Source organism: Psychromonas sp. SR45-3 (assembly GCF_014163575.1).
GTDB classification, from domain to species: Bacteria; Pseudomonadota; Gammaproteobacteria; order Enterobacterales; family Psychromonadaceae; genus Psychromonas; species Psychromonas arctica.
Genome location: NZ_JACJDP010000027.1, coordinates 26,846 through 47,823, shown reverse-complemented (window position 1 = coordinate 47,823; position 20,978 = coordinate 26,846). Strand labels below are relative to the sequence as shown.

The 20,978-nt window shown below is 41.3% G+C and carries 19 protein-coding genes; 4 read left to right on the top strand and 15 right to left on the bottom strand.

Going from position 1 to position 20,978, the window contains the following annotated elements; genetic code table 11:
- A complete protein-coding gene (gene argB / locus H5084_RS13915) occupies positions 1–804 on the bottom strand; it encodes an acetylglutamate kinase (protein WP_182690864.1) in 804 nt (267 codons plus the stop codon).
- A gap of 12 nt (positions 805–816) precedes the next feature.
- Positions 817–1,827 carry an N-acetyl-gamma-glutamyl-phosphate reductase gene (argC, locus tag H5084_RS13910; RefSeq protein WP_182690862.1) on the bottom strand — a complete coding sequence of 337 codons (1,011 nt, stop codon included), beginning with the start codon at positions 1,825–1,827 and terminating at the stop codon, positions 817–819.
- Between the two features lie 672 nt (positions 1,828–2,499).
- Here argC and argE point away from each other — a divergent pair.
- The 4 genes from argE to H5084_RS19530 all read left to right on the top strand — a co-directional run bounded on the left by argE (position 2,500) and on the right by H5084_RS19530 (position 8,200).
- Complete coding sequence (gene argE, locus H5084_RS13905) at positions 2,500–3,645, top strand: acetylornithine deacetylase (protein WP_182690860.1); 1,146 nt, start codon at positions 2,500–2,502, stop codon at positions 3,643–3,645.
- 163 nt (positions 3,646–3,808) lie between these two features.
- Positions 3,809–6,451 carry a phosphoenolpyruvate carboxylase gene (ppc, locus tag H5084_RS13900; protein ID WP_182690859.1) on the top strand — a complete coding sequence of 881 codons (2,643 nt, stop codon included), beginning with the start codon at positions 3,809–3,811 and terminating at the stop codon, positions 6,449–6,451.
- 355 nt (positions 6,452–6,806) lie between these two features.
- Entirely contained in the window at positions 6,807–7,049 is a 243-nt protein-coding gene (gene tusA, locus H5084_RS13895; RefSeq protein WP_028867773.1) for a sulfurtransferase TusA, read from the top strand.
- Positions 7,050–8,038: 989 nt separating this feature from the next.
- Positions 8,039–8,200 carry a hypothetical protein gene (locus H5084_RS19530; protein WP_220485970.1) on the top strand — a complete coding sequence of 54 codons (162 nt, stop codon included), beginning with the start codon at positions 8,039–8,041 and terminating at the stop codon, positions 8,198–8,200.
- Positions 8,201–8,409: 209 nt separating this feature from the next.
- Here H5084_RS19530 and eat read toward each other — a convergent pair whose 3' ends face one another.
- From eat to eutM (H5084_RS13825), 13 genes are all read right to left on the bottom strand, one after another.
- Positions 8,410–9,834 (bottom strand): ethanolamine permease, encoded by a 1,425-nt coding sequence (gene eat / locus H5084_RS13885; protein ID WP_182690857.1) that lies wholly within the window; start codon positions 9,832–9,834, stop codon positions 8,410–8,412.
- Between the two features lie 157 nt (positions 9,835–9,991).
- Positions 9,992–10,540, bottom strand: coding sequence for a BMC domain-containing protein (locus H5084_RS13880; protein WP_028867775.1), 549 nt, complete (start codon positions 10,538–10,540; stop codon positions 9,992–9,994).
- A 12-nt stretch (positions 10,541–10,552) separates the two neighbouring features.
- Entirely contained in the window at positions 10,553–11,902 is a 1,350-nt protein-coding gene (locus tag H5084_RS13875; protein ID WP_182690855.1) for a 4Fe-4S dicluster domain-containing protein, read from the bottom strand.
- Positions 11,903–11,917: 15 nt separating this feature from the next.
- Positions 11,918–12,574 carry an ethanolamine utilization microcompartment protein EutL gene (gene eutL / locus H5084_RS13870; protein ID WP_028867777.1) on the bottom strand — a complete coding sequence of 219 codons (657 nt, stop codon included), beginning with the start codon at positions 12,572–12,574 and terminating at the stop codon, positions 11,918–11,920.
- Positions 12,575–12,586: 12 nt separating this feature from the next.
- Positions 12,587–13,477, bottom strand: coding sequence for an ethanolamine ammonia-lyase subunit EutC (eutC, locus tag H5084_RS13865; RefSeq protein WP_182690853.1), 891 nt, complete (start codon positions 13,475–13,477; stop codon positions 12,587–12,589).
- A 10-nt stretch (positions 13,478–13,487) separates the two neighbouring features.
- Entirely contained in the window at positions 13,488–14,852 is a 1,365-nt protein-coding gene (locus tag H5084_RS13860; RefSeq protein ID WP_182690851.1) for an ethanolamine ammonia-lyase subunit EutB, read from the bottom strand.
- A 13-nt stretch (positions 14,853–14,865) separates the two neighbouring features.
- Positions 14,866–16,296, bottom strand: coding sequence for an ethanolamine ammonia-lyase reactivating factor EutA (locus H5084_RS13855; protein ID WP_028867780.1), 1,431 nt, complete (start codon positions 16,294–16,296; stop codon positions 14,866–14,868).
- On the bottom strand, positions 16,296–17,564 hold the full coding sequence (locus H5084_RS13850) for an iron-containing alcohol dehydrogenase (protein WP_259396806.1): 1,269 nt from the start codon (positions 17,562–17,564) through the stop codon (positions 16,296–16,298). The genes H5084_RS13855 and H5084_RS13850 overlap by 1 nt, the downstream gene beginning before the upstream one ends.
- Positions 17,565–17,579: 15 nt before the next feature.
- The gene (gene eutJ / locus H5084_RS13845; RefSeq protein ID WP_245600365.1) at positions 17,580–18,470 is read right to left on the bottom strand and encodes an ethanolamine utilization protein EutJ; all 891 of its coding nucleotides are present in this window, start codon (positions 18,468–18,470) and stop codon (positions 17,580–17,582) included.
- Complete coding sequence (locus H5084_RS13840) at positions 18,471–19,874, bottom strand: aldehyde dehydrogenase family protein (protein ID WP_028867783.1); 1,404 nt, start codon at positions 19,872–19,874, stop codon at positions 18,471–18,473. It abuts the gene before it with no gap.
- A gap of 116 nt (positions 19,875–19,990) precedes the next feature.
- Entirely contained in the window at positions 19,991–20,284 is a 294-nt protein-coding gene (locus H5084_RS13835) for a EutN/CcmL family microcompartment protein (protein WP_182690847.1), read from the bottom strand.
- A 57-nt stretch (positions 20,285–20,341) separates the two neighbouring features.
- Positions 20,342–20,617 (bottom strand): ethanolamine utilization microcompartment protein EutM, encoded by a 276-nt coding sequence (gene eutM, locus H5084_RS13830; protein WP_028867785.1) that lies wholly within the window; start codon positions 20,615–20,617, stop codon positions 20,342–20,344.
- A 24-nt stretch (positions 20,618–20,641) separates the two neighbouring features.
- Positions 20,642–20,959: an ethanolamine utilization microcompartment protein EutM gene (gene eutM / locus H5084_RS13825; RefSeq protein WP_028867786.1), complete on the bottom strand. Its 318-nt coding sequence runs from the start codon at positions 20,957–20,959 to the stop codon at positions 20,642–20,644.
- Between the last annotated feature and the right edge of the window lie 19 nt (positions 20,960–20,978).

Sequence of the window (20,978 nt, the reverse complement as noted above, 5' to 3'; positions counted from 1 at the left end):
TTATTTAATTACTTTGGTTCCCACTGCTTTACCTGCAAGCAATGACACTAAATTTTCAGGATTCTTCCAACTTGCTAACATCACATAACCTAATTCATCGGCGGCTTGTAATGCGGCTTTTACTTTCACAGCCATACCATCTTGAATCACATTTTCAGCGATAAGTGTATCAGCTAGTTGCGTATTTAACTCAGGAATAACCTGTTTCTGTGCGTCCCATACGCCATCAACATCGGATAAAAATACCAACTCTGCCCCCACTAGCTCACAAATAGCAATAGCCGCTTGGTCTGCATTTACATTATATAAATTACCATCTTCACCAATTGCGATTGAAGAAATAACCGGTAAGAAGTTACCCGCTAATAACGTATTAATCAGTGTCGGGTTATTAGGGCTACATATGCCTACGGCACCTAAGTCTGGATCCATCTGTTTTACTGAACAACTAAAGCCATCTGCGAGTGATAAGCCAACAGCTGACAAACCTGCTTGTAATGCTTTTGCCATCAATAATTTATTTGATGTACCTGCAAGGGCACCTGCAACATAAGGAATTTGATCAAATGGTGTAATACGTAAACCATTTTTCTTTTCACTTTTAATGTTCATTTTACTGAGCACGTCTTCAACAATCACACCACCACCGTGTACCAGCAATAACGGGCGCTGTTGTGTTGCTAAATATTCCGTTAACGCAGTGAATAAATTGGTCAATGCTTGATTGTTTTCTAATACTGCTCCACCTAGCTTAATGAGCAGTGGTTTTTGTTGTGATTGTGATTGTGATTGTGATTGTGTCATTGAAAATCCGTTTTATAAAATAGAAGTCGTCATATCAAAACCAAAACGTAAATTAATGCATTGCATTGCTTGTGAAGAAGCGCCTTTAAGCAAATTATCAATTGCACTAAATACCACTAGGTCTTGGCCATCAAGCGCCCAACCTAAATCACAGAATGGGGTGCCGACTACATTCTTCAGTGCAGGGAAAGTCCCTTCCATTAAACGCACTATCGGTTTATCTGCATAAGCAGTTTGATATGCTTGGTTTACTTGTTCAGCCGTGACACCTTCATTTAGTACCACATTAATACTGGCTAAAATACCACGTTTGAAACTGCCTAAATGTGGTGTAAATACCACGTTAGTGCCTAAGTGTTGATCAATCTCAGGTTTATGACGATGAGTGAAAACACCGTAAGGCTGTAAGCTCACTTCACAAAAGCTACTCGCAACATTCGCTTTACGCCCTGCACCACTTACACCGCTAGTTGCATTAATCGTTGGTTTTATACCTTGTTTAATAAAACCACCTTCAAACAAAGGTTTTAATGCAGTTAAAGAAGCTGTTGTGTAACAGCCAGGTACTGCAATTAGGTCAGTCTCTTTTACCTGTTCAGCGTTCCATTCTGCTAAACCATAAACAGCCTGTGCTAATAATTCAGGGTATTGATGTGTAAAGCCGTAATATTTTTCATAGAAACCTACTGATTGAACACGAAATGCACCTGATAGATCAAATACCACCGTATTCTCAGCTAAAAACAAAGGTGCTAAGTCATGGCTCACTTCATGAGCGGTCGCTAAAATAACGATATCAATATTTTCACAGGCCGCTTTAATTCCGCTTACACCAAGAGGTTGTAATGGTAAATCCACGCAACCGCGTAAATTGCCGTATAAATCGGAGATTTTTTTGCCTTTATCTAAGCTACCTTCAGAAACATACAATCCAGATAATTCGATACTCGGATGGCGCGTTAAAAACGTCGCTAATTCTGCTCCCGTGTAACCGCTAGCTCCCACTACAATCGCTTTTAACATAAAGAAAATTCCTGTTTAATTACTAACTTAATACGTGATAAATAAACTCGATTAACAGTATAAAGGTAGAGTCACTTGATATAAAGCTATACTCTAAATCAAAGTGACTATTTATTCAATAAATGTGAATAAATATATAAAAAATGTTAAGTTGTTTTTTGCTTGTATCACTTTGTTTATTTTGACTTATAAAAGCCACACAAAAATCTATTGTAAGGATATGAATATAAAGCGATTTTCTTTTAATAATCTTATTTTTAAATTCATTCTTTTATTGGTTATTACCGTGTTATAGCTAATTACCGCCCTGTTTTACAGGTCCAATAAAATGATAAATTTGATTGCGTTGAATAAAAGATAAAAAGTCAGCTAATCCATTATTTTTTTATGAGCATAAAAATAGCTTTAATATTACGCACAATCAGGCATAAAATAAAAATGCTTAAGTATTTAGAGCCACCACAGAGTAATGTAAAAAATTGTAGTAAACACAGAATATGCCAAAGTAGGTTTATTCATTAATAAATATCATCTTTATGACTCGTTGTATTAAGAGTGTGATCTTGTATCAATAAAATAAGTGATTTTCCTATTAATAGATCATTTATTTTAGCCACAACAGTGGAACAGTGAGTTAATACAATGAGCTTAAGCTCAATATTAAGGAACAGTATGTCATTACCAGCTTTCATCGACTTATATAAAGACCTTATCAAACTACCTTCCATTAGCTCTACAGATGGTGCATGGGACCAAAGTAACGTTGCCGTGATCAATCAACTTGCAGAATGGTTAACTGACCTCGGCTTTAGTACCGAAATAACAGAAGTAAAAGCTGCACCGGGAAAGTTTAACTTGGTGGCAACCCTAGGTTCAGGTGACGGTGGCTTATTGCTTGCAGGCCATACCGATACGGTTCCTTATGACGAAGGAAAATGGCAGACGGATCCATTCCAAGTGGTAGAAAAGGACAACCGTTTATATGGTTTAGGTACTATCGATATGAAAGGTTTTTTTGCTTTTGTTATAGAAGCATTAAAAACAATCGACCGAAGCAAACTCACCAAACCGTTACGTATTTTAGCTACCGCAGACGAAGAAACGACCATGTCTGGTGCACAACAGATCTCCGAGCAAAAACATTTCAAGCCTGATTATGCGGTGATTGGTGAGCCAACTGGGATGGTACCGGTGACCATGCATAAGGGGCACATGTCTGAAGGGATCCGCATTACCGGTAAAAGCGGCCATAGCTCAGATCCGGATAAAGGCTTGAATGCCATTGAAATAATGCATTTAGTATTGTCTGAACTTAAGAAAGTACAGCAAACTTTCAAAGAAAAATATAACAACCCACACTTTGAAGTGCCCTACCCGACACTCAACTTTGGTGCGATCACTGGGGGTGATAGCCCTAACCGTATTTGTGGCTGCTGTGAATTACATATTGATATGCGTCCTATTCCTGGTGTCACCACTAATGAATTATTTATTACGGTGAAACAGGCATTAACTGAAATTGAAAAACGCTACCCGAATAGTATAGAAATGTTTCATTTACATGAGCCGATCCCATCTTATCAGTGCCCACTTCATTCAGATTTGATCGATAATGCAGAGATTTATACCGGTAATAAAGCGACCAGCGCCAATTACTGTACTGAAGCGCCATTCATTCAAGCATTAGGTTGCGATACCATCGTCCTAGGCCCGGGTCATATTACTCAAGCACATCAACCTAATGAATTTTTAGATCTTTCCTTTGTAAAACCAACGCAAGAGGTAATAACAAAACTTATTCAACATTATTGTTCATAAAATATAAGTGTATTTTTTCCGTAATTAAATTACGAGAAAATTATTTACAAGAAAAGAAATACGCAATGCAAGCGAAGCTAGATTGACTAGCCTCTTCATTGTGGTATTTTATTTAGTTCTACGACAAGAAATTGTAATTTTATTACAGGAATAGGGAAGTACGATGACAGAAGAATATGCAAACCTGCGAGGCAATGTTAGTTTATTAGGTCAATTACTTGGAAAAAGTATTAGCGACCACCTGGGTGAATCATTCCTTGAAAAAATTGAAAACATCCGTCAGCTTTCTAAATCATCTCGCGCAGGTAATAACCAAGATGGCGAGCGTTTGATTGAAGTGTTATCAAACTTAAGTGACCATGAATTATTACCAGTGGCACGTGCATTCACGCACTTTTTAAACCTAGCCAATATCGCAGAACAATTCCATGGCATTTCTCGCCATTGTGATACTGGTGTTTGTGCACCTGAGCCGCTACAGCAATTAATCTCAAAATTAAAAAGCAGCGATATCTCAGAAGAAGAGATGCAAAAAACAGTTGCTGAATTAAAAATGGATATGGTGCTAACAGCACACCCAACGGAAATAACACGTCGTACTTTGATCCACAAACACAGTGCCATTAACCAATGCTTGAGTCTTTTAGAACTCACTGATATCTCTGATAAAGAGCGCGACCAACTGTTAGTACGCCTTGAACAGTTAATTACACAAGCTTGGCACACCAATGACATTCGTAAAAACCGCCCGACACCTGTTGATGAAGCAAAATGGGGTTTTGCGGTTATTGAAAACAGCTTATGGGAAGCAGTTCCTCAATATGTGCGAGAATTAGACAAAACCTTACAAGATGGTTTAGGTATCTCATTGCCACTTGATGCATCGCCAATTAAGTTTACGTCATGGATGGGTGGAGACCGAGATGGTAACCCATTTGTAACGGCTGAAGTTACCAAAGAAGTATTAATTACTAGTCGTTGGGTCGCTGTCAGTTTGTACCTTGAAGATATTCAGGAACTAACAAAAGAGTTATCAATGGATAACTGCGATCCAACTTTACGCGCTATTGTGGGTGAAGGTGTTGATGAACCTTACCGTGCAATCCTACGTAAATTACGTACAGAACTAAAAGAAACCTTAACGGCATTAAGTGCAACCTTGCAAGGCCATGAAAGCAACGCAAAAGATATCATCATCACAACTAAGCAGCTTAAACAGCCATTAGAGTTATGTTACAACTCTCTGATCAATATGGGCATGGCTTCTATTGCGAACGGGTTACTATTAGATATTTTGCGCCGTGTAAACTGTTTTGGTGTCAACCTGGTTAAGTTAGATATCCGTCAAGATGGTGAACGTCATGGTGATACCTTATCTGAACTAACACGTTACTTAGGTATTGGCGATTACAACGCTTGGAATGAAGAGGACAAACAAGCCTTCTTATTACAAGAGCTAAATAGTAAACGCCCGCTTATTCCTTCTGCTTGGAAGCCTTCCGCTGACGTTCAAGAAGTATTAGATACCTGTAGAGTTGTTGCAGCAACTGACCCCGAAGCCTTAGGCATTTATATTATTTCAATGGCTCGCCAAGCTTCTGATGTGCTAGCAGTGCAATTGCTACTAAAAGAAGTCGGTTGTCCATTCCGTATTCCTGTTGCTCCATTATTTGAAACATTGGACGATTTGAATAATGCAGCCGATGTGATGAAACGCTTATATGCAGTTGACTGGTACCGTGGTTATATTAACGGTGAGCAACATGTCATGATTGGTTATTCTGATTCAGCTAAAGATGCTGGCGTAATGGCGGCTAACTGGGCGCAATACACCTCACAAGAAGCGCTAATTAAAATCAGTGAAGATAACGACATTCAATTAGTATTGTTCCACGGCCGTGGCGGTACAATTGGTCGTGGCGGTGCACCAGCACAACAAGCATTATTGTCACAACCTCCAGGTTCTTTAAAAGGTGGATTACGTGTAACAGAGCAAGGCGAGATGATCCGCTTTAAGTTTGGCTTACCAAAAGTAGCGGTACACAGTTTGAACCTTTATACCGCGGCTATTTTAGAAGCTAACTTACTGCCACCACCAGCACCAAAACAAGAATGGCGAGATGTAATGCAACAATTTGCAGAGCAGTCATGTGAAGAGTATCGCCACTTTGTACGTGATGAGCCTGACTTTGTGCCTTATTTCCGTAGCGTGACACCAGAGTTAGAGTTAGGAAAATTAGCTTTGGGTAGTCGTCCAGCTAAGCGTAAACCTAACGGCGGCGTTGAAAGTTTACGTGCAATCCCATGGATTTTTGCTTGGAGTCAAAACCGTTTGATGTTGCCAGCCTGGTTAGGCGCAGGTACATCACTTAAAACATTACTCGACGAAGGTAAAAAAGACCTGTTGCAAGAAATGTATGTTAACTGGCCTTTCTTCCATACTCGTTTAGAAATGTTTGAAATGGTATTCATGAAGGCTGATGAAGAGTTAACTAAGTTTTATGAAGAACGTTTAGTACCAAAAGAGTTATGGCCTTTAGGCGAACGCCTACGTGAGAACCTGAAGTTAACACGTGAAACGGTTTTAGAAACCATTCCAGATCACCAGTTAATGCAAGAACAACCTTGGATAAAAGAGTCAATCAAACTACGTAACCCGTATGTTGATCCACTAAATATGTTGCAAGCTGAGTTATTGTCTCGTTCACGTTCATGTGAGAAAAATGAAACGATTAACCCAGATATTGACCAAGCGTTAATGGTGACTATTGCAGGTATCGCGGCTGGTTTACGTAATACAGGTTAAGGTTTAATAAACAACTAAAATAGCAATTTTATCATATTGCTTTAGCAGCCCTTTTGTAATGATATAAAAGGGCTGTTTTTTTATCATTAATTATATTCTGCTCTGTCCCTGCTGATAATTATCCTCATCTTCTGTCCACATTAAAATTAAATAGCCAAATAACGTAGTAACTCAGTAACCAAATCTTCAATCACCAAAGCAGCAAACAAATTATATTGTCACAGCCCTGCTTTAATTACTCGACCTGCTTAGCTTTCGTCTGATAACACGATGTCTTTATTTTCAACTTTTTTATGGTGGTTTAGATAAGAGTGAATATGATAAAATCCATTTTTGACAAGAACTCGGTAAAAAGATGACTAACGATATAGCAATACAACAACTGGATGCACTTGGATTACGCTGCCCTGAACCAGTAATGGTGATCAGAAAAACGGTACGTAAATTGGAAGCGGGTGATTTATTAGAAATTATTGCAGACGACCCAGCCACCACACGCGATATCCCTAGTTTTTGTCGCTTTATGGAACATCAATTAGTAGAAGCACAAATTGAAACACTGCCTTACCGCTATTTGATCAAGAAAGGGTTGAAGTAATAAACAACGAGCCAATTAAGAGTTAACTAACAAATACCTTGATTAATTAACAAACACCTTGGTTTCGACATTAATTTTATTCTTAAAAAACCTCAGTTCTGATTAATAAAAGCGAAATTATATTTAAAATCATAACATTATATTTTTTGGCTACACAGCGCCGCTAGTTTTGCGTAGTTCAAGGCGAATTATTGAAGCAATAACTGGTTATTGATAGGTAATTTAACGAAGAAATTCGCAGAAATAGCGGTGTTGTATCGCTTTGCTTATCCATAACTGAGGTTATTTAGCAACCTATACCCGAGATCAATGAAGATACTTAATTTTTTGGTCTAATGATGATCATGCTATCTCAATGCAAAAAATCAACTTAACCTCTGACCAAAAACATACATTAATGCAGTTGCATCATTCAACTAGTGATAAGCAAGTTTGTGACCGTATTAATGCAATTATCCACCATTCAAATGGCTGGTCTACCCATCGATTGCCGAAGCGTTATTTATTCATGATATAAGTGTTATTCGACATATCAATGAGGATCTTTCAAGGGTGAATTAAAACCTGAAAATGGAAGCTCCCGAGGTTATTTATCCATTGCTCAAACAGAAACGTTAATACTTCATTTATCCCAGAATACTTATCGATATTCGTATCAAATTATTGATTATATTTTTGACCTTTGGCGCATATCATTCAGTATTTCTGGGTTAAATAAATAGTTACATCAACATGAATTTAGCTATAAATATCCCAAAGGTGTCCCTCATAAATTTGATGCTGAAAATTTATTGAATATTACGATCACCTTAAAGCCAATTCAGGTAAAAAGCCTATTTTATTCATGGATACAATGCCCCCATTCATTCGACTAAAGTGACATGAGGATAGATTCGAACCGGTCATGATAAAAGCATTAAGACAACAGGAAGCCTAACGCGACTAAACATCATAGGTGCATAAGTTTGAATTAAATTGGGTCAGCCATTGTGAAACGTTATGAAAAAGTGAACAGTGAATATATTAATTTATTCTTAGAGGAGCTGAGAGCACAGCATCCATCTAATCTTTGTGTTCATTTAGTAGTAGATGGTGCAGCTTGCCATCGCGCTAATATTATTAAAAATAAAGCGAAAGAGTTTCGAGAATAAATAGATGATTTTTTTGAAAGAAAACTGCCAGAAATAGAAGACTCATTATTGAGTCTAATTAATGGCAACTTTCAAAAGATAACGTCTGCATCGTGAAGTGGGATGGGTATATATCTTTGTACGAAGCTGTCGGGCGAACACCGCAACAGCTTATTCATGCGTAACCAAATAAAAAGATCATGAATCATTATTTGTAAAAGATTTGAAACTTAATCTAGCTCGTTTTCAGCTTGCTGAATAGCAGAAAACTCTTCAGCAGCTGAATGTTTTGATACTTCTTTATGTTTAAATACAAAGAAATATGCCATACCAACGGCATAAAGTCCCATTGCCCAAAATGCAGCACGGATGTCATAAACAAAACAAGATGTTAATGCAATCAATGCAAGAACAATAGTGATCCATGCAGTCACAACACCACCAGGAGCTCGGTAAGGACGGTGTAGATCAGGTTCTTTACGACGTAATAAAATAAAACTATAAGCTTGTAGTGCATAAGAGATCGTGGCGCCAAATACAGCAATTTGGATCATCATATCGCCTTCACCAGTAAGCGAGGCAATAAAGCCAACAATCCCTGGTACGATCAAGCCCCACAGTGGTACTTTAGTTTTCGTTGTAAGGGATAATGACGCAGGTAAATACCCAGCACGAGAAAGTGCAAATACCAAACGACTATAACCATAAACAATAGAGAAAAAAGAAGCAATTAAACCACTTAAACCAACAACATTAACAAAGTTAGCTAACATTGAGTTTTCACCATAAGCAACACGCAACGCATCAACCAATGGAGCGCCATAACCACCAGCAGCAGAGGCGCCTGCAACACCGGGAACGAGGAACAATACAACCCCAGCTGAAACGAGTAGGAATACCATTGCGACAATAATACCGCGAGGTAAATCTTTTGCTGGATCTTTCGCTTCCTCTGCAGCTAGCGGTACACCTTCAACCGCCAAGAATAACCACATGGCAAAAGGTAATGCAGCCCAAACACCAACCCAACCTTCAGGTAAGAATGTTGTTGAACCAATCACTTCTGGATTGGGGGCAATATCAAATAGGTTAGCCGCTTCAAAGTGCGGAAGCAGACCTATTGCTGTAACGATGATCGCCACCACGGCAAATGCAGTAATTACCATCATGGTCTTCATCGCTTCACCGGCACCAACCAAATGCACACCGATAAAGACGATGTAGAAAACAGCGTAAACCATTGGTCCATTCAAGCCAGTTAGTGCTTCAACATAATTACCAATAAAAATAACAATCGCAGCTGGTGCGATTACATATTCCAACAACACCGCTAACCCAGTCGCAAACCCACCAACAGGCCCCATAACTCGACGAGCAAAACTATAGCCACCACCTGCAGTCGGAATAGCAGCTGATAATTCGGCTAAGACTAGAACTAATGTAAAATACATCAGCCCCATCGCGATTGTGGCAATAAGCATACCACCCCAACCAGCAGTTCCGATACCAAAGTTCCAACCAGCATAATCACCAGATATTACATATGATACGCCGAGTGTCGCAAGTAGCATCCAACCCGCTACCCCTTTTTTCAGCTGTCGATGTTCCATAAACTCTTTGGAACCAATACCTGATGACTCTTCGTGATTTGACATAAATTTTCCCTTTAATTAAAATTATTATGTTGGCGTTAAGGTTATTTGGCGGAGACCTCCAAATTGAACAGCATCCTTTCAATCCCTACATCAAACCTATTTTCCAAGTGGTATTTGACTTCTTCTTCATGCTTTATTTTCAAGTATTAGCTTGAAATTAAACTTTTCCTTCTAGAATTTCTTTTCGTGGTTGTGCAATGACTTCCATATTCACTAAAACACCTTTATGTTTAATACACTCAACCGCGGCATCCACAGCTGCCTGTACCGCAGCAACATCACCAGTGAAGGTCACAAAACCTTTACCACCAATCGCCATTGCCATGTGTACTTCTAACAGTTCGATATTTGCCGCTTTCACCGCTGCATCGGCAGCCTCTACTATTGCAGCAACCGAAAATGTTTCGATGATTCCCAATGCATCTGAACGCTCAATAATGCGAGATCCAGAAATGGCAGGAAATACATCAGGATGTACATTCGCAATGATTAAATCATCAACAACCTCACCTGCACCAACCTGTAATCCAGTCGCAACTGCGGCATTGATAGATGCAACATCACCACTTACCATCACCATAAATTTGCCGGGACAAATTGTGCGGTTAAACAAGATGTTAACCTCTGCGGCTTTTAACATTGCATCTGCCACTACGTAGCCTCGCGCAATCGAATTCAATTCAATACAACCAATGGCATTTATCATTTTTTCACTCTTCTAATTATTGTTTATTAAGTCAGCGGTGCGTTCAATTACCACGATATTACTGAGTTCAGTCACTGTGCCGTCGATACTGGCATGTACAGAAACACTTAGTGCTTGATCCACTGCAGCTCCGATTAGTTGGCCCTTGCTCACAATGTCTCCAACCTTGACGACCGCTAAAGCGGGGGCACCGATATGTTGAGATAACGGTATTGATACTTTTTCCAAATTTAACATTGGCTCAAGAAGATTTGCCGTCCTATGACTGTATTGCAATACTTCCAATCGTTGCATTAAGCGCTTAGTAGGTATTTTTCGGTAATCCCTTAATGGATGTACATCTTTAGTTTTTGCCTGTAACTGGGCGGGCGTCATGAGTAGATTATTTTCACGTAAGTCACGTTTCGTCGTAGCACAAACTTGACTCGGATCTAGCCCTTCTGGACAAGACCACATAGTACATAAATTACATTCTGAACAAGGTTGCGCAGCCTGTGTTAGGCTGGAGTTATCATTGGCAGAAACTTGTAATGAGCGCATCGCTAAATGAGGATGTATAGGGTAACCCAACAGATTTCGAGGGCACATATCAGTACAAATAGAACACTGATCACACGCCGATTTACCAATTCGACGAAGCGCAGCTTCACTACGATTTTTGATCGTGGCGACGCGAGAACTGGCAGGTAATACTAATAACCCACTAGATATTTTAGTGATAGGTTTGCTTAAGTCATCTGTAACAGAGCCCATCATCGGACCACCTTCGACGACTACAAAGTCATCGCAGGTGATGCCACCCGCAAGTGCAATGACTTCACTATAACTCATGCCTATCGGCAACCAAGCAGTGAACGGTTCTTTCACTTCGCCATGTACGGTGACCATAGTATCGGTAACAGGTATCCCCTGTGCCGCATGAAATAGATTGATAAAAGACTCTACATTGTTGATCATCACCCCGATGTCTTTGGGAAGACCACCGGATGGAATACGGTTACCTGTTGCTTCATAAACCATTTCAGCTTCGTCACCGGCAGGATAAACATCATCCATCTCCAACAATTCAATGTTGTCAGGTATGGCATCACGGAGCACAGCGATCGTGTCCGCATGCTTTTTCTTAATACCAATCACGCCTCGACTTGCACCCACTTGATGCATTGCTAACATCATGCCACCGATCAACGATGGAGCACTACATTGCATCAAAACCTGATCTTTATTCAGTAATGGTTCGCATTCTGCCCCGTTAGCGATCACAACATCCGCTTGAGACTCGAGTTTCACGTAAGTAGGAAAGCCAGCTCCACCGGCCCCGATCACGCCACCAGCTTGAATTTTCTGTAAGAATTGATCCATTTAGTTATTCTCGTATTAGTTAGCGATTGGGTTCTGGGCGATATCTAAAACAGCAGCTTTAAATGCCTCGCAGGCAGCCAAACAAGCAGCCTGTGAACCAGCTAAATGACCACCACCAAAGTTAGTTTCAGAAGGGGGAGCAAATAGATTCATCAGCTTCACATCGGCAGCTTTGAGCGCTGCATCTAAGCCCACCATAGCTTCAAGCGGTGGCGCAATAAGGTAAGCCAGTGCTCCACCTTCATCAATACCTGCTTCTTTCGATAGATATGAACCTGTCGAAGAAACTAGATGAGCGAAAAAAACGAGCTCTCCCGCTTCATCTGCACATTGAAAAGCCGCTTCATTTTCAATAAATTCTTTACAGCGCTCAAGCCCAGCTATTACATCTGCAGGACAACTACCCGCAATGATACCGATCACTTCGCCTGATGTTGGGCCCGATGAATTGTCGGCGCCCGCATAAAAAGATTTGGCATATACCACATCAACGTTAGCCGCTTTAGTAGCTTCGTCGAGGGCACAGTAGGTAACATCGTCACAGTCAGAGGTGATCAGACCAATGCTGTAATGGTGAGGTTTCAAGCCCAACTCTTTTGCATAGGCAGGATCAACTGAGGCGATCACTCGCGTTGCTAATACCGAGGATTGAATTTTGTCTAAAATAGCCATCCTTAACTCCTATTAACGCTTTAAATTAATACCGCTAGCTTTTTGAGCCAACATGGTTTTGACAAGATCTACAATCACAGCGGCAGCTTCAACTGGCGGTGTACCACCCGCATGAATATTTGAAATTACAGTTCGATCGGATTCGACTGTTTCTTCAGTAGGTTTATATATTGCATAACAACTGAGCGACTCCGATTGGCCCAATCCAGGCCGCTCTCCAATAAGCAATATATTTACTTCCGCATTTAGCAACAACCCGATTTCATCTTGCGCTTTAACCCGACCATAGCGAAGAAACAGAGGTGAACCTACCGTAAGTCCCGCATTCTTCAAGCCATTCATCAATGCGGGTAGAATTTCATCATGATTAACCGTTACGGCATCTAAGCTCAGGCCGTCAGACAAGATGACCTGTACCTGTGGCGATTTAATACATTTTTCCTGTAACAAGCTTTTTGCTTCGTCATTCAGTTTTCGCCCCAAATCTGGACGTGTTAAATATTCATCCTTATCGGTCACACAGGATTGAATTTCTATTAAATTTCGCTCCTGTAACCAAGATGATTCAACATTTTTAATCACGGTATCTTTCGAGCGAGAGTGGTCCGCAAGAAAGCGTAAAAGTGCAGATGTACGCGGACGTGGCCCAGCACGGCCTTTACATACTCGAGCATCGGTCTGATTGATCAGGTCATCATTAATTTTAGGATCCAATGCATCAACGACACCGTTCCATTTTTTGAATTTTATTCCACCCAAATCTGGTAGTGCATCATCATTTTTCGTCGGTTGAGGAGCTAAGGTCGCATCTACAATTTTAGTAACTGCAGATGGCGTAATGCTGGTTTCCCCTAACTGCGATAACACAGTTGATACAATATCCTGAATTTTTTGTTCGTTCATTGCCACGCCCTTACTTAAAGAAGATTGACGGATCGCCCGCTTTTTTAGTTAAGCGGCCATTTTCCATCAGCCCCATAGTTTCCATCCATGCTTCAAATTCTGGTGCAGGACGTAACCCCAACAGCTGTCGAGTCGTTGCGGTATCATGAAAAGAAGTCGTCTGGTAATTCAACATAATGTCATCACCCATACCCATGCCAATAACAAAATTGATACCCGATGCGGCCAATAATGTGACTAGGTTTTCATTGGAGTTTTGATCAGTATCTGCATGATTGGTATAACAAGCATCACAACCCATTGGCAAACCAGAAAGTTTACCCATGAAATGATCTTCTAAACCTGCACGAATAATTTGTTGGTGGTTATACAGGTATTCAGGTCCAATGAAGCCGACAACCGTATTCACCATGTGGGGTTTATAACGTCGAGCTAAACCGTAACAACGCGCCTCTAATGTCATTTGATCTGCTCCATAGTGCGCATCTGCGGACAATGCAGAACCCTGTCCAGTTTCAAAATACATCATATCGTCACCTGCCAATCGACAATACTCTTTGCCTACTTCATAGGCTTCATCTAACATATCAATGTCAACACCAAACTCGGCTAACCCTTTTTCAGAACCGGAAAGACTTTGGAACAGTAAACCACCTGGTGCGCCTTTGCGTACCGCTTCCATCTGCGTAGTAATATGCGCAAGTACACAAGGCTGTGTTGGAATATTCCATTTATCGATCACGTCTTGAATAGAGTTAAGCATCTGCGTGGTATTTTCGACACTATCAGTAACAGGGTTAATCCCAATAACAGCATCACCACACCCATAAGCCAACCCTTCATAGGTTTGCGCCATGATTGATGCAACATTATCGCGAGTATCGTTGGGCTGTAAACGGCAACTAAAACGCCCAGGAATCCCCAAAGTGCCGTTTGCTTTTGAAACTACAGGCAATTTCTTCGCACCGTACATTAGGTCTGAATTTGAACAAATCTTAGCGACCGCAGATACCATTTCTGCACTAAGACCTTTACGTAAACGCTGAAATTCTTCCAGAGAAGGTTCATCGGATAACACGTATTCCCTTAATTCACTAACAGACCAATTCTGAATTTGTTGGTAAACATAATGGTTAAGCCCGTCTTGATTGATTCGGGTAATGGCATCAATGTCATAACTTACCACTGGATTTTCCCTGAGATCTTTCAAGGTTAATTCAGACAGAACATACTTAGCTGCAACTCGTTCCTGTGCGGTTCTTGCGGCAATGCCAGCTAAAATATCACCAGAACGTAAATCCGAAGCTTTAGCAAGTACCTCTTTAATATCCTTAAATTGGTAAGTCTGACCGAATAGGCTCGTTTTCAATTTCATGCACAACTCCTTTTTAAGACGGGAAAGCGAGTGATTTCACTGTAAGAGGAACTATCTCCCCGCCAAAATAACTTTTACCAATATCTATATAATCTCCCTCACGCGTTATCACTTCATCGATAACCGTTAACGCCTGAGGAAGGAGCAAAGGTTGTAATTCCATACCTAATGCTTTGCCAATATCATTCTGTACAACAACCAATGCCGGATCATTATGGTTGCCATGATCACGATAAAACTTGGCCAATTCTTTAGCTGCATGTTGAACCGCATAATATTTTTCAGGCATTCCGGTATCCAGTGCAACCACATAACGGTCACAACCTAGCACCAGATCCATACGCTCTGCGGCAATCACAATTTCATTACATATATCAGGTGTAGGTTGTTGCCAATCGATCGCCGGATGCACGACGGGTATATTCTTTAGTGGTAATTCATCGGCATATAACCAGATGGTTGATCCGGACAGTGACAAAGAGTAAGCGCCTGCGCCAATAACGGTGGCACGTAATGTTTGACTTGGCTTGCAAATAGGCATTGCACTGATCGCACTATTGCGTAATAACGCACGTGCCAATAGGGGGCCAATATCTCCAAATTGAGTGCTATCAAATGATTTTTTTTGTTGTTGGTAGTAACACTCACCAACGCCACCACTAAAGAAAATTGCATCAATATTAGCAATATCTTTGAGTTCAGGAGTTTGTAGTAAATGTGCTGTAAGCTTTGTCATCTTGCCCTGAATCAGTTCAACAATTAATTCCGCCATTCGAACTGCGACACGATTAAGGTGATCAAGTGTCAAGTCACGTGGGTTAAAACTGTCACCAAACAACTCTTTGATCACAGCAACGCCTGGTTTGTGAATGTAATGACATCCTCCCTGTTCATTAAGCTCAATCAAGCGACCACCGATATTGAGACAAGCAGTATCAACAACCCGACCGCAATCAAAAATAACAAAATTTGAAGTACCACCGCCCACATCTATATTCATCACTTTTTGGTGATTATCCTGAGAATACTTCTGTGCACCACTACCACGTCCTGCAATCACAGATTCTAAATTTGGGCCTGCCGTCGCAACGACAAAATCACCTAGCTGTTGAGACAAGTCCATCACAGCGACACGCGCATTATCTGCTTTGGCCGTCTCTCCAGTAATAATAATTGCCCCACTTTCTACCCCTTTACCCGCTAAACCCGCCAATTCAAACTGGCTGTCAATAAAAACACGCAAACGATCGGTATCAATCATGCCTTGATGATTAATTGGCGTGAAGACAACAGGGCTTTGATAAGAAATATAACGATCCACAAATTCATAAACAGCGACTTGGCTAGCAGGTGCGCGGTTAACCACAGTCAAGTCAGAAAAAATTACTTGTGTTGTTGTGGTGCCGATATCAATACCGACACTGTGAATGATTTTGCGTTCCATTAGCAGTACCCTTCAGGAAAGTCATTTGCAAGTACGCGATTAAGTAAGACGACTATTTGTGTGGCAGTGACTTGGCGTGGATTCCCGATGAGGCAGATATCTAACATTGCTCTTTCAGCAAGTTGCGGTAAGTCACCTGTATTAATATTATAAACAGTTAGTGAGTTTGGTAACCCTAGATCCTGCACTAAGCTTCGAACCATCTGAATAACCGCATTACAACTCTCACGCTGGGTCATGGATTCAACTTTGATGCCCATCGCAACGGCCAGTTCGGCGTAACCTTTTTCGCAGGTCAGTGCATTGAATGCCATCACATAAGGCAACAAGATCGCATTCGCAACACCATGCGGTATATGGTATTGAGCACCAATTTGGTGTGCTATCGCATGAGTTAACCCAAGTCCTGCATTACTAAACGCGATTCCAGCCTTATATGCGGCAATAGACATCTCATAACGCATATCCAAATCATCTCCACATCCAACAGCTACCGGAAGAGACTTAATAACCGTTTCAATTGCGTGATAGGCGTAAGCTTTAGATAAAGGATTAGTCTCACGTGATACATATGCTTCGATTGCATGTGTCAGGGTATCGATACCAGTCGCAGCAGTAACATGATCGGGCACCCCTAGCATTAACACGGGATCGAGTAATGCAAAATCAGGTACCAAGGCAGGTCCTTTTACTGGTACCTTAATACCGTACTCTAGATCTTGAATAACCGTAATATCGGTCGTTTCAGATCCCGTACCTGCAGTAGTTGGAATACATCCAAGACCCACTTTACGTGACGCTATACCACCAATTTTCAAATCAGCCAAAGGCCCTTGATGATCAATCATCACCGCCATTCCCTTGGCTGCATCAAGTGCAGATCCACCTCCGATACCAACCACAAAATCAGCTTTACTTTGCTTTAAGACCTTAATTCCCTGATTGATAATTACAGTATCCGGCTCTCCTTCCACTTCAGTAAAAAGAGTCAAGCCGATACCAGCAAGAGTGATTGATTGTTCACAGCCAGACACCAGACCTAGTTGATGTACAAGCTTGTCCGCAACGAGTAGCACATGAGTCGCGCCTAATTCTAGAAGCGTATCCCCCAACTGGCTAACACAATAAGCACCTGTTACCGTTATTGCTGGAGAGCGGAAGGTAAAACTTTTACCTGAGCATGGTCGTTTTGTTTGCTGCTCACCAGATTCACTCAAATATTGTGTGATAGTCTGATTTACCACGGTTGCAATATCGTTAGCAGACATGTGTTTTTCCATAACTTAACTATTCCCTTTGATCATTAAGCCATAACTAGCTATCGCCAATGGGGTTAAATATAGTGCTTTGGAGAATTCAATAATGTCAATATCTGGAAGTCGTTTCTTAAATACTTGAGCAAAACCACTGATCAGTGTGCCACCACCAGTGAGGTAAATAGCATTCGGTTGATAGCCTGTTATGTGTCCTGCAACGATATCAGCCATTTTCTCAATCACAGGTTTAGTCATTGAGGCAATAACTAGATCGTTTTCACCACCCCGTTTTAACTGCTCTGCCTCTTCAATGGTTATCTTCATGCCACCCGCAATGGTCAAGGTAACATGCCGCCCACCGGAGGGTTCATCTAGTGACACAACCAGCTCACCATTTTCGATAATGGCAGTACCCGTTGTACCACCACCAACATCAACAACGGCACCACTGTTAATATCTAATAAAGCAGCAACACTGGCTGGTTCATCGATCACTTTCGTCACCTCGACGCCGGCAGACTCCACCACATTGATAGAGATCCGAGCATCGGTACCAGGAGGATATGATGTTACCGCTTCAGTCACAGAGCATCCTAGTTTTAGCTCTATTTTTTCTAGTTGTTTACGCACGATCTGACACGCACCAAAATAATCTACCACTACACCATCCTGAACCACATCGGCCCAATCTAAAAAGGCTGCAATAGGGGCTCCTTCACCATCTACCACAACAGTCTGAATATCCGCTGTCCCAAGATCAATGCCGACCTGCCAAGTTGCTGGTGCTTTCACGGGTGTTACATCATTAACTAACTTCTCGATTGTCAGCAGATACTGATCAATCAGAGTAAGACGTTGACTATCGACGATCTGCTTTGTGTCATTTACCATGGTTGGTATCATTGTCGTAGTTGTCATTTACACAATCCTAAAGGAGTCAACTAGCGTGCAACGACGTTTGCGGGTGAAGGTTAATGCATTGGTTACCCCTTCTCCTGTTGGTGTTGAAATAGTCATGGTAGTCCAACCTTCTCCACCTGCACCAATTGCAGCTAGAGCAGGACCATTTTTTGCCAGCAAACTACAATCCATTTCATGTGCCATGCGAGTTAATACATCAATATTTTTTGAATGAATAGCAGCGGTATGACGATTTCCATTTTCTAATTCAACAGCCCAGTCAATTGCCTGATCCGCGTTAGCCGCTCTGATCAACGGTAAAATAGGCATCATCTGTTCTGTCACAGCAAAAACATGTGATTTGTCTGCTTCAAATATCAATAGACGGACTTCATCCGGGACTTCGATACCAGCAGCGGCTGCAATTTTTGAGGCATCGCGACCAACCCAACGAGGATCAGCAGATGGTTTATCACCTGGATATCCTTTTAATACGACACGAGCAATCGCTTCTGCTTGCGTAGCGCTCAACTCATATGCACCATTGCGACACATTGCTGCCTTTAACTCATCGGCAATTGAGTCCACTGCAATAATTTCTTTTTCTAATGCACAAACAATATTATTATCAAACGAAGCACCATCGACAATAGAGATAGCTGCACGTTCGATATCAGCAGTTTCATCTACAACGACTGGTGGATTACCAGGGCCTGCTGCAATCATGCGTTTATCGGTAATTTCGCGAGCAGCATCTACTACTGCATCACCGCCAGTAACCACTAAAAGACGAATTCCTGGATAGGTAAATAAGGCACGTGCATTATCTAATGAGGGTTTCAAAACAGTAGTGCAAATATTTTCTGGACCGCCAACACTTACCGATGCTTGATTGATCAATTGGATCGTATGCTGACAAACACCTTTTGCAGCTGGGTGGGGTGCAAAAACAATCGAGTTGCCTGATGCAATCATACTGATAGCATTATTGATTACAGTACAGGTTGGGTTGGTGCTCGGAGTCACCGATGCAATAACACCCCAAGGCGCATTTTCCATCAAACTCATACCCGCATCGCCGGTTACAGCTTGTGGGACCAAAATTTCAGTGCCTGGAGTACGACAAGCGACCAAAAGATGTTTTTTAATTTTGTCTTCAACTCGTCCAAAACCCGTTTCTTTTACTGCCATTTCTGACAGCTCACGCGAATATTTCTTTGTCATCCGACGAATAGCTTGGATAATCTTATCTCGAATTGCGACATTGCGAATCTGCTTTTGTGCTTGAGTTGCAGCAGCAACCGCATCATCCAGACTTTCAAATACACCATCATTACCATTCAACGATGCAGGAGCAGTAACCTGTCCACTCAACTGCGTTACCACGCGTCTGACAATTTCTTCTATTTCCTGTTGTTTCATGTAGAGATACTCCTGCAATTTTTCGCTATATCACATTGCTTAAATCCAGTGTTGTTTAAGTTTTTATTCAAACTCGCTACACACGAGTTATCGCTACTTAACTATTTTTACTGTTGCTATTTGCAATATATTTGCCCGTCTTCAGATGCGACTATGTCAATAATACCAACAACACAAAGGTCAACTGGGGAGGCTTGTTCCGCACTGCTATAAGCAGTTCGTGCAGAACTACCTGCAACAACCAAGACCCATTCACCTTCACCCGCCCCAAGTTGGTCCATTGCCACATGAACATCACCAGAAGACTTGCCTTGTTTATCGATATACTCAACTAAACACAACTTATCCATTCTCATGTTGTTACTTCGTACTGTGGCGATTACATGGCCAATTACGCGAGCTATTCTCATGAGTTATCCTTTTTATTCAACACCACCTTCAGCCCTATATGGCTTGGAAGGAGGCTACTACTTAGCTTTAATTGGAAATATTTTTTCCAGATCACTGTGTGGGCGAGGAATCACATGAACAGCAATTAACTCACCAAGGCGTTGAGCGACAACAGAACCTGCATCAGTCGCCGCTTTACAAGAGGCGACATCGCCACGGATAAAAGCAGTGACATAGCCAGAACCAATTTGCTGGTAACCCACTAATTCAACCTGTGCGGCTTTTACCATTGCATCTGATGCTTCAATCAGTGCAGTAAGACCTTTTGTTTCTAAAATACCTAAAGCATCCATTTTTATTTCCTTAAAATGAGTTAATTATTTTTTGTTAGTCGATTTAGTTGCTGGAACTGTCGTTTTTTCAGCATTAGAAATTGGAAAAATACCTTCCAGATCTGAATGCGGACGAGGGATTACATGTACTGCAACCAATTCACCAAGTCGTTGTGCAGCAGCAGCACCTGCATCTGTTGCTGCTTTGCAGGCAGCCACATCACCACGTACCATGGCAGATACGATACCCGAACCAATTTGTTTGTAACCAACCAGCTCAACACGCGCGGCTTTTACCATCGCATCCGACGCTTCAATTAATGCAGTCATGCCTTTTGTTTCAATAATGCCCAGTGCTTCCATTATGTTCTCCTTAAAATTC

Coding starts and splice junctions, on each gene's coding strand:
- argB (WP_182690864.1), bottom strand. CDS start 804: ATGACACAATCACAATCACAATCACAATCACAACAAAAACCACTGCTC.
- argC (WP_182690862.1), bottom strand. CDS start 1,827: ATGTTAAAAGCGATTGTAGTGGGAGCTAGCGGTTACACGGGAGCAGAA.
- argE (WP_182690860.1), top strand. CDS start 2,500: ATGTCATTACCAGCTTTCATCGACTTATATAAAGACCTTATCAAACTA.
- ppc (WP_182690859.1), top strand. CDS start 3,809: ATGACAGAAGAATATGCAAACCTGCGAGGCAATGTTAGTTTATTAGGT.
- tusA (WP_028867773.1), top strand. CDS start 6,807: ATGACTAACGATATAGCAATACAACAACTGGATGCACTTGGATTACGC.
- eat (WP_182690857.1), bottom strand. CDS start 9,834: ATGTCAAATCACGAAGAGTCATCAGGTATTGGTTCCAAAGAGTTTATG.
- H5084_RS13880 (WP_028867775.1), bottom strand. CDS start 10,540: ATGATAAATGCCATTGGTTGTATTGAATTGAATTCGATTGCGCGAGGC.
- H5084_RS13875 (WP_182690855.1), bottom strand. CDS start 11,902: ATGGATCAATTCTTACAGAAAATTCAAGCTGGTGGCGTGATCGGGGCC.
- eutL (WP_028867777.1), bottom strand. CDS start 12,574: ATGGCTATTTTAGACAAAATTCAATCCTCGGTATTAGCAACGCGAGTG.
- eutC (WP_182690853.1), bottom strand. CDS start 13,477: ATGAACGAACAAAAAATTCAGGATATTGTATCAACTGTGTTATCGCAG.
- H5084_RS13860 (WP_182690851.1), bottom strand. CDS start 14,852: ATGAAATTGAAAACGAGCCTATTCGGTCAGACTTACCAATTTAAGGAT.
- H5084_RS13855 (WP_028867780.1), bottom strand. CDS start 16,296: ATGGAACGCAAAATCATTCACAGTGTCGGTATTGATATCGGCACCACA.
- H5084_RS13850 (WP_259396806.1), bottom strand. CDS start 17,564: ATGTCTGCTAACGATATTGCAACCGTGGTAAATCAGACTATCACACAA.
- eutJ (WP_245600365.1), bottom strand. CDS start 18,470: ATGACAACTACGACAATGATACCAACCATGGTAAATGACACAAAGCAG.
- H5084_RS13840 (WP_028867783.1), bottom strand. CDS start 19,874: ATGAAACAACAGGAAATAGAAGAAATTGTCAGACGCGTGGTAACGCAG.
- H5084_RS13835 (WP_182690847.1), bottom strand. CDS start 20,284: ATGAGAATAGCTCGCGTAATTGGCCATGTAATCGCCACAGTACGAAGT.
- eutM (WP_028867785.1), bottom strand. CDS start 20,617: ATGGATGCTTTAGGTATTTTAGAAACAAAAGGTCTTACTGCACTGATT.
- eutM (WP_028867786.1), bottom strand. CDS start 20,959: ATGGAAGCACTGGGCATTATTGAAACAAAAGGCATGACTGCATTAATT.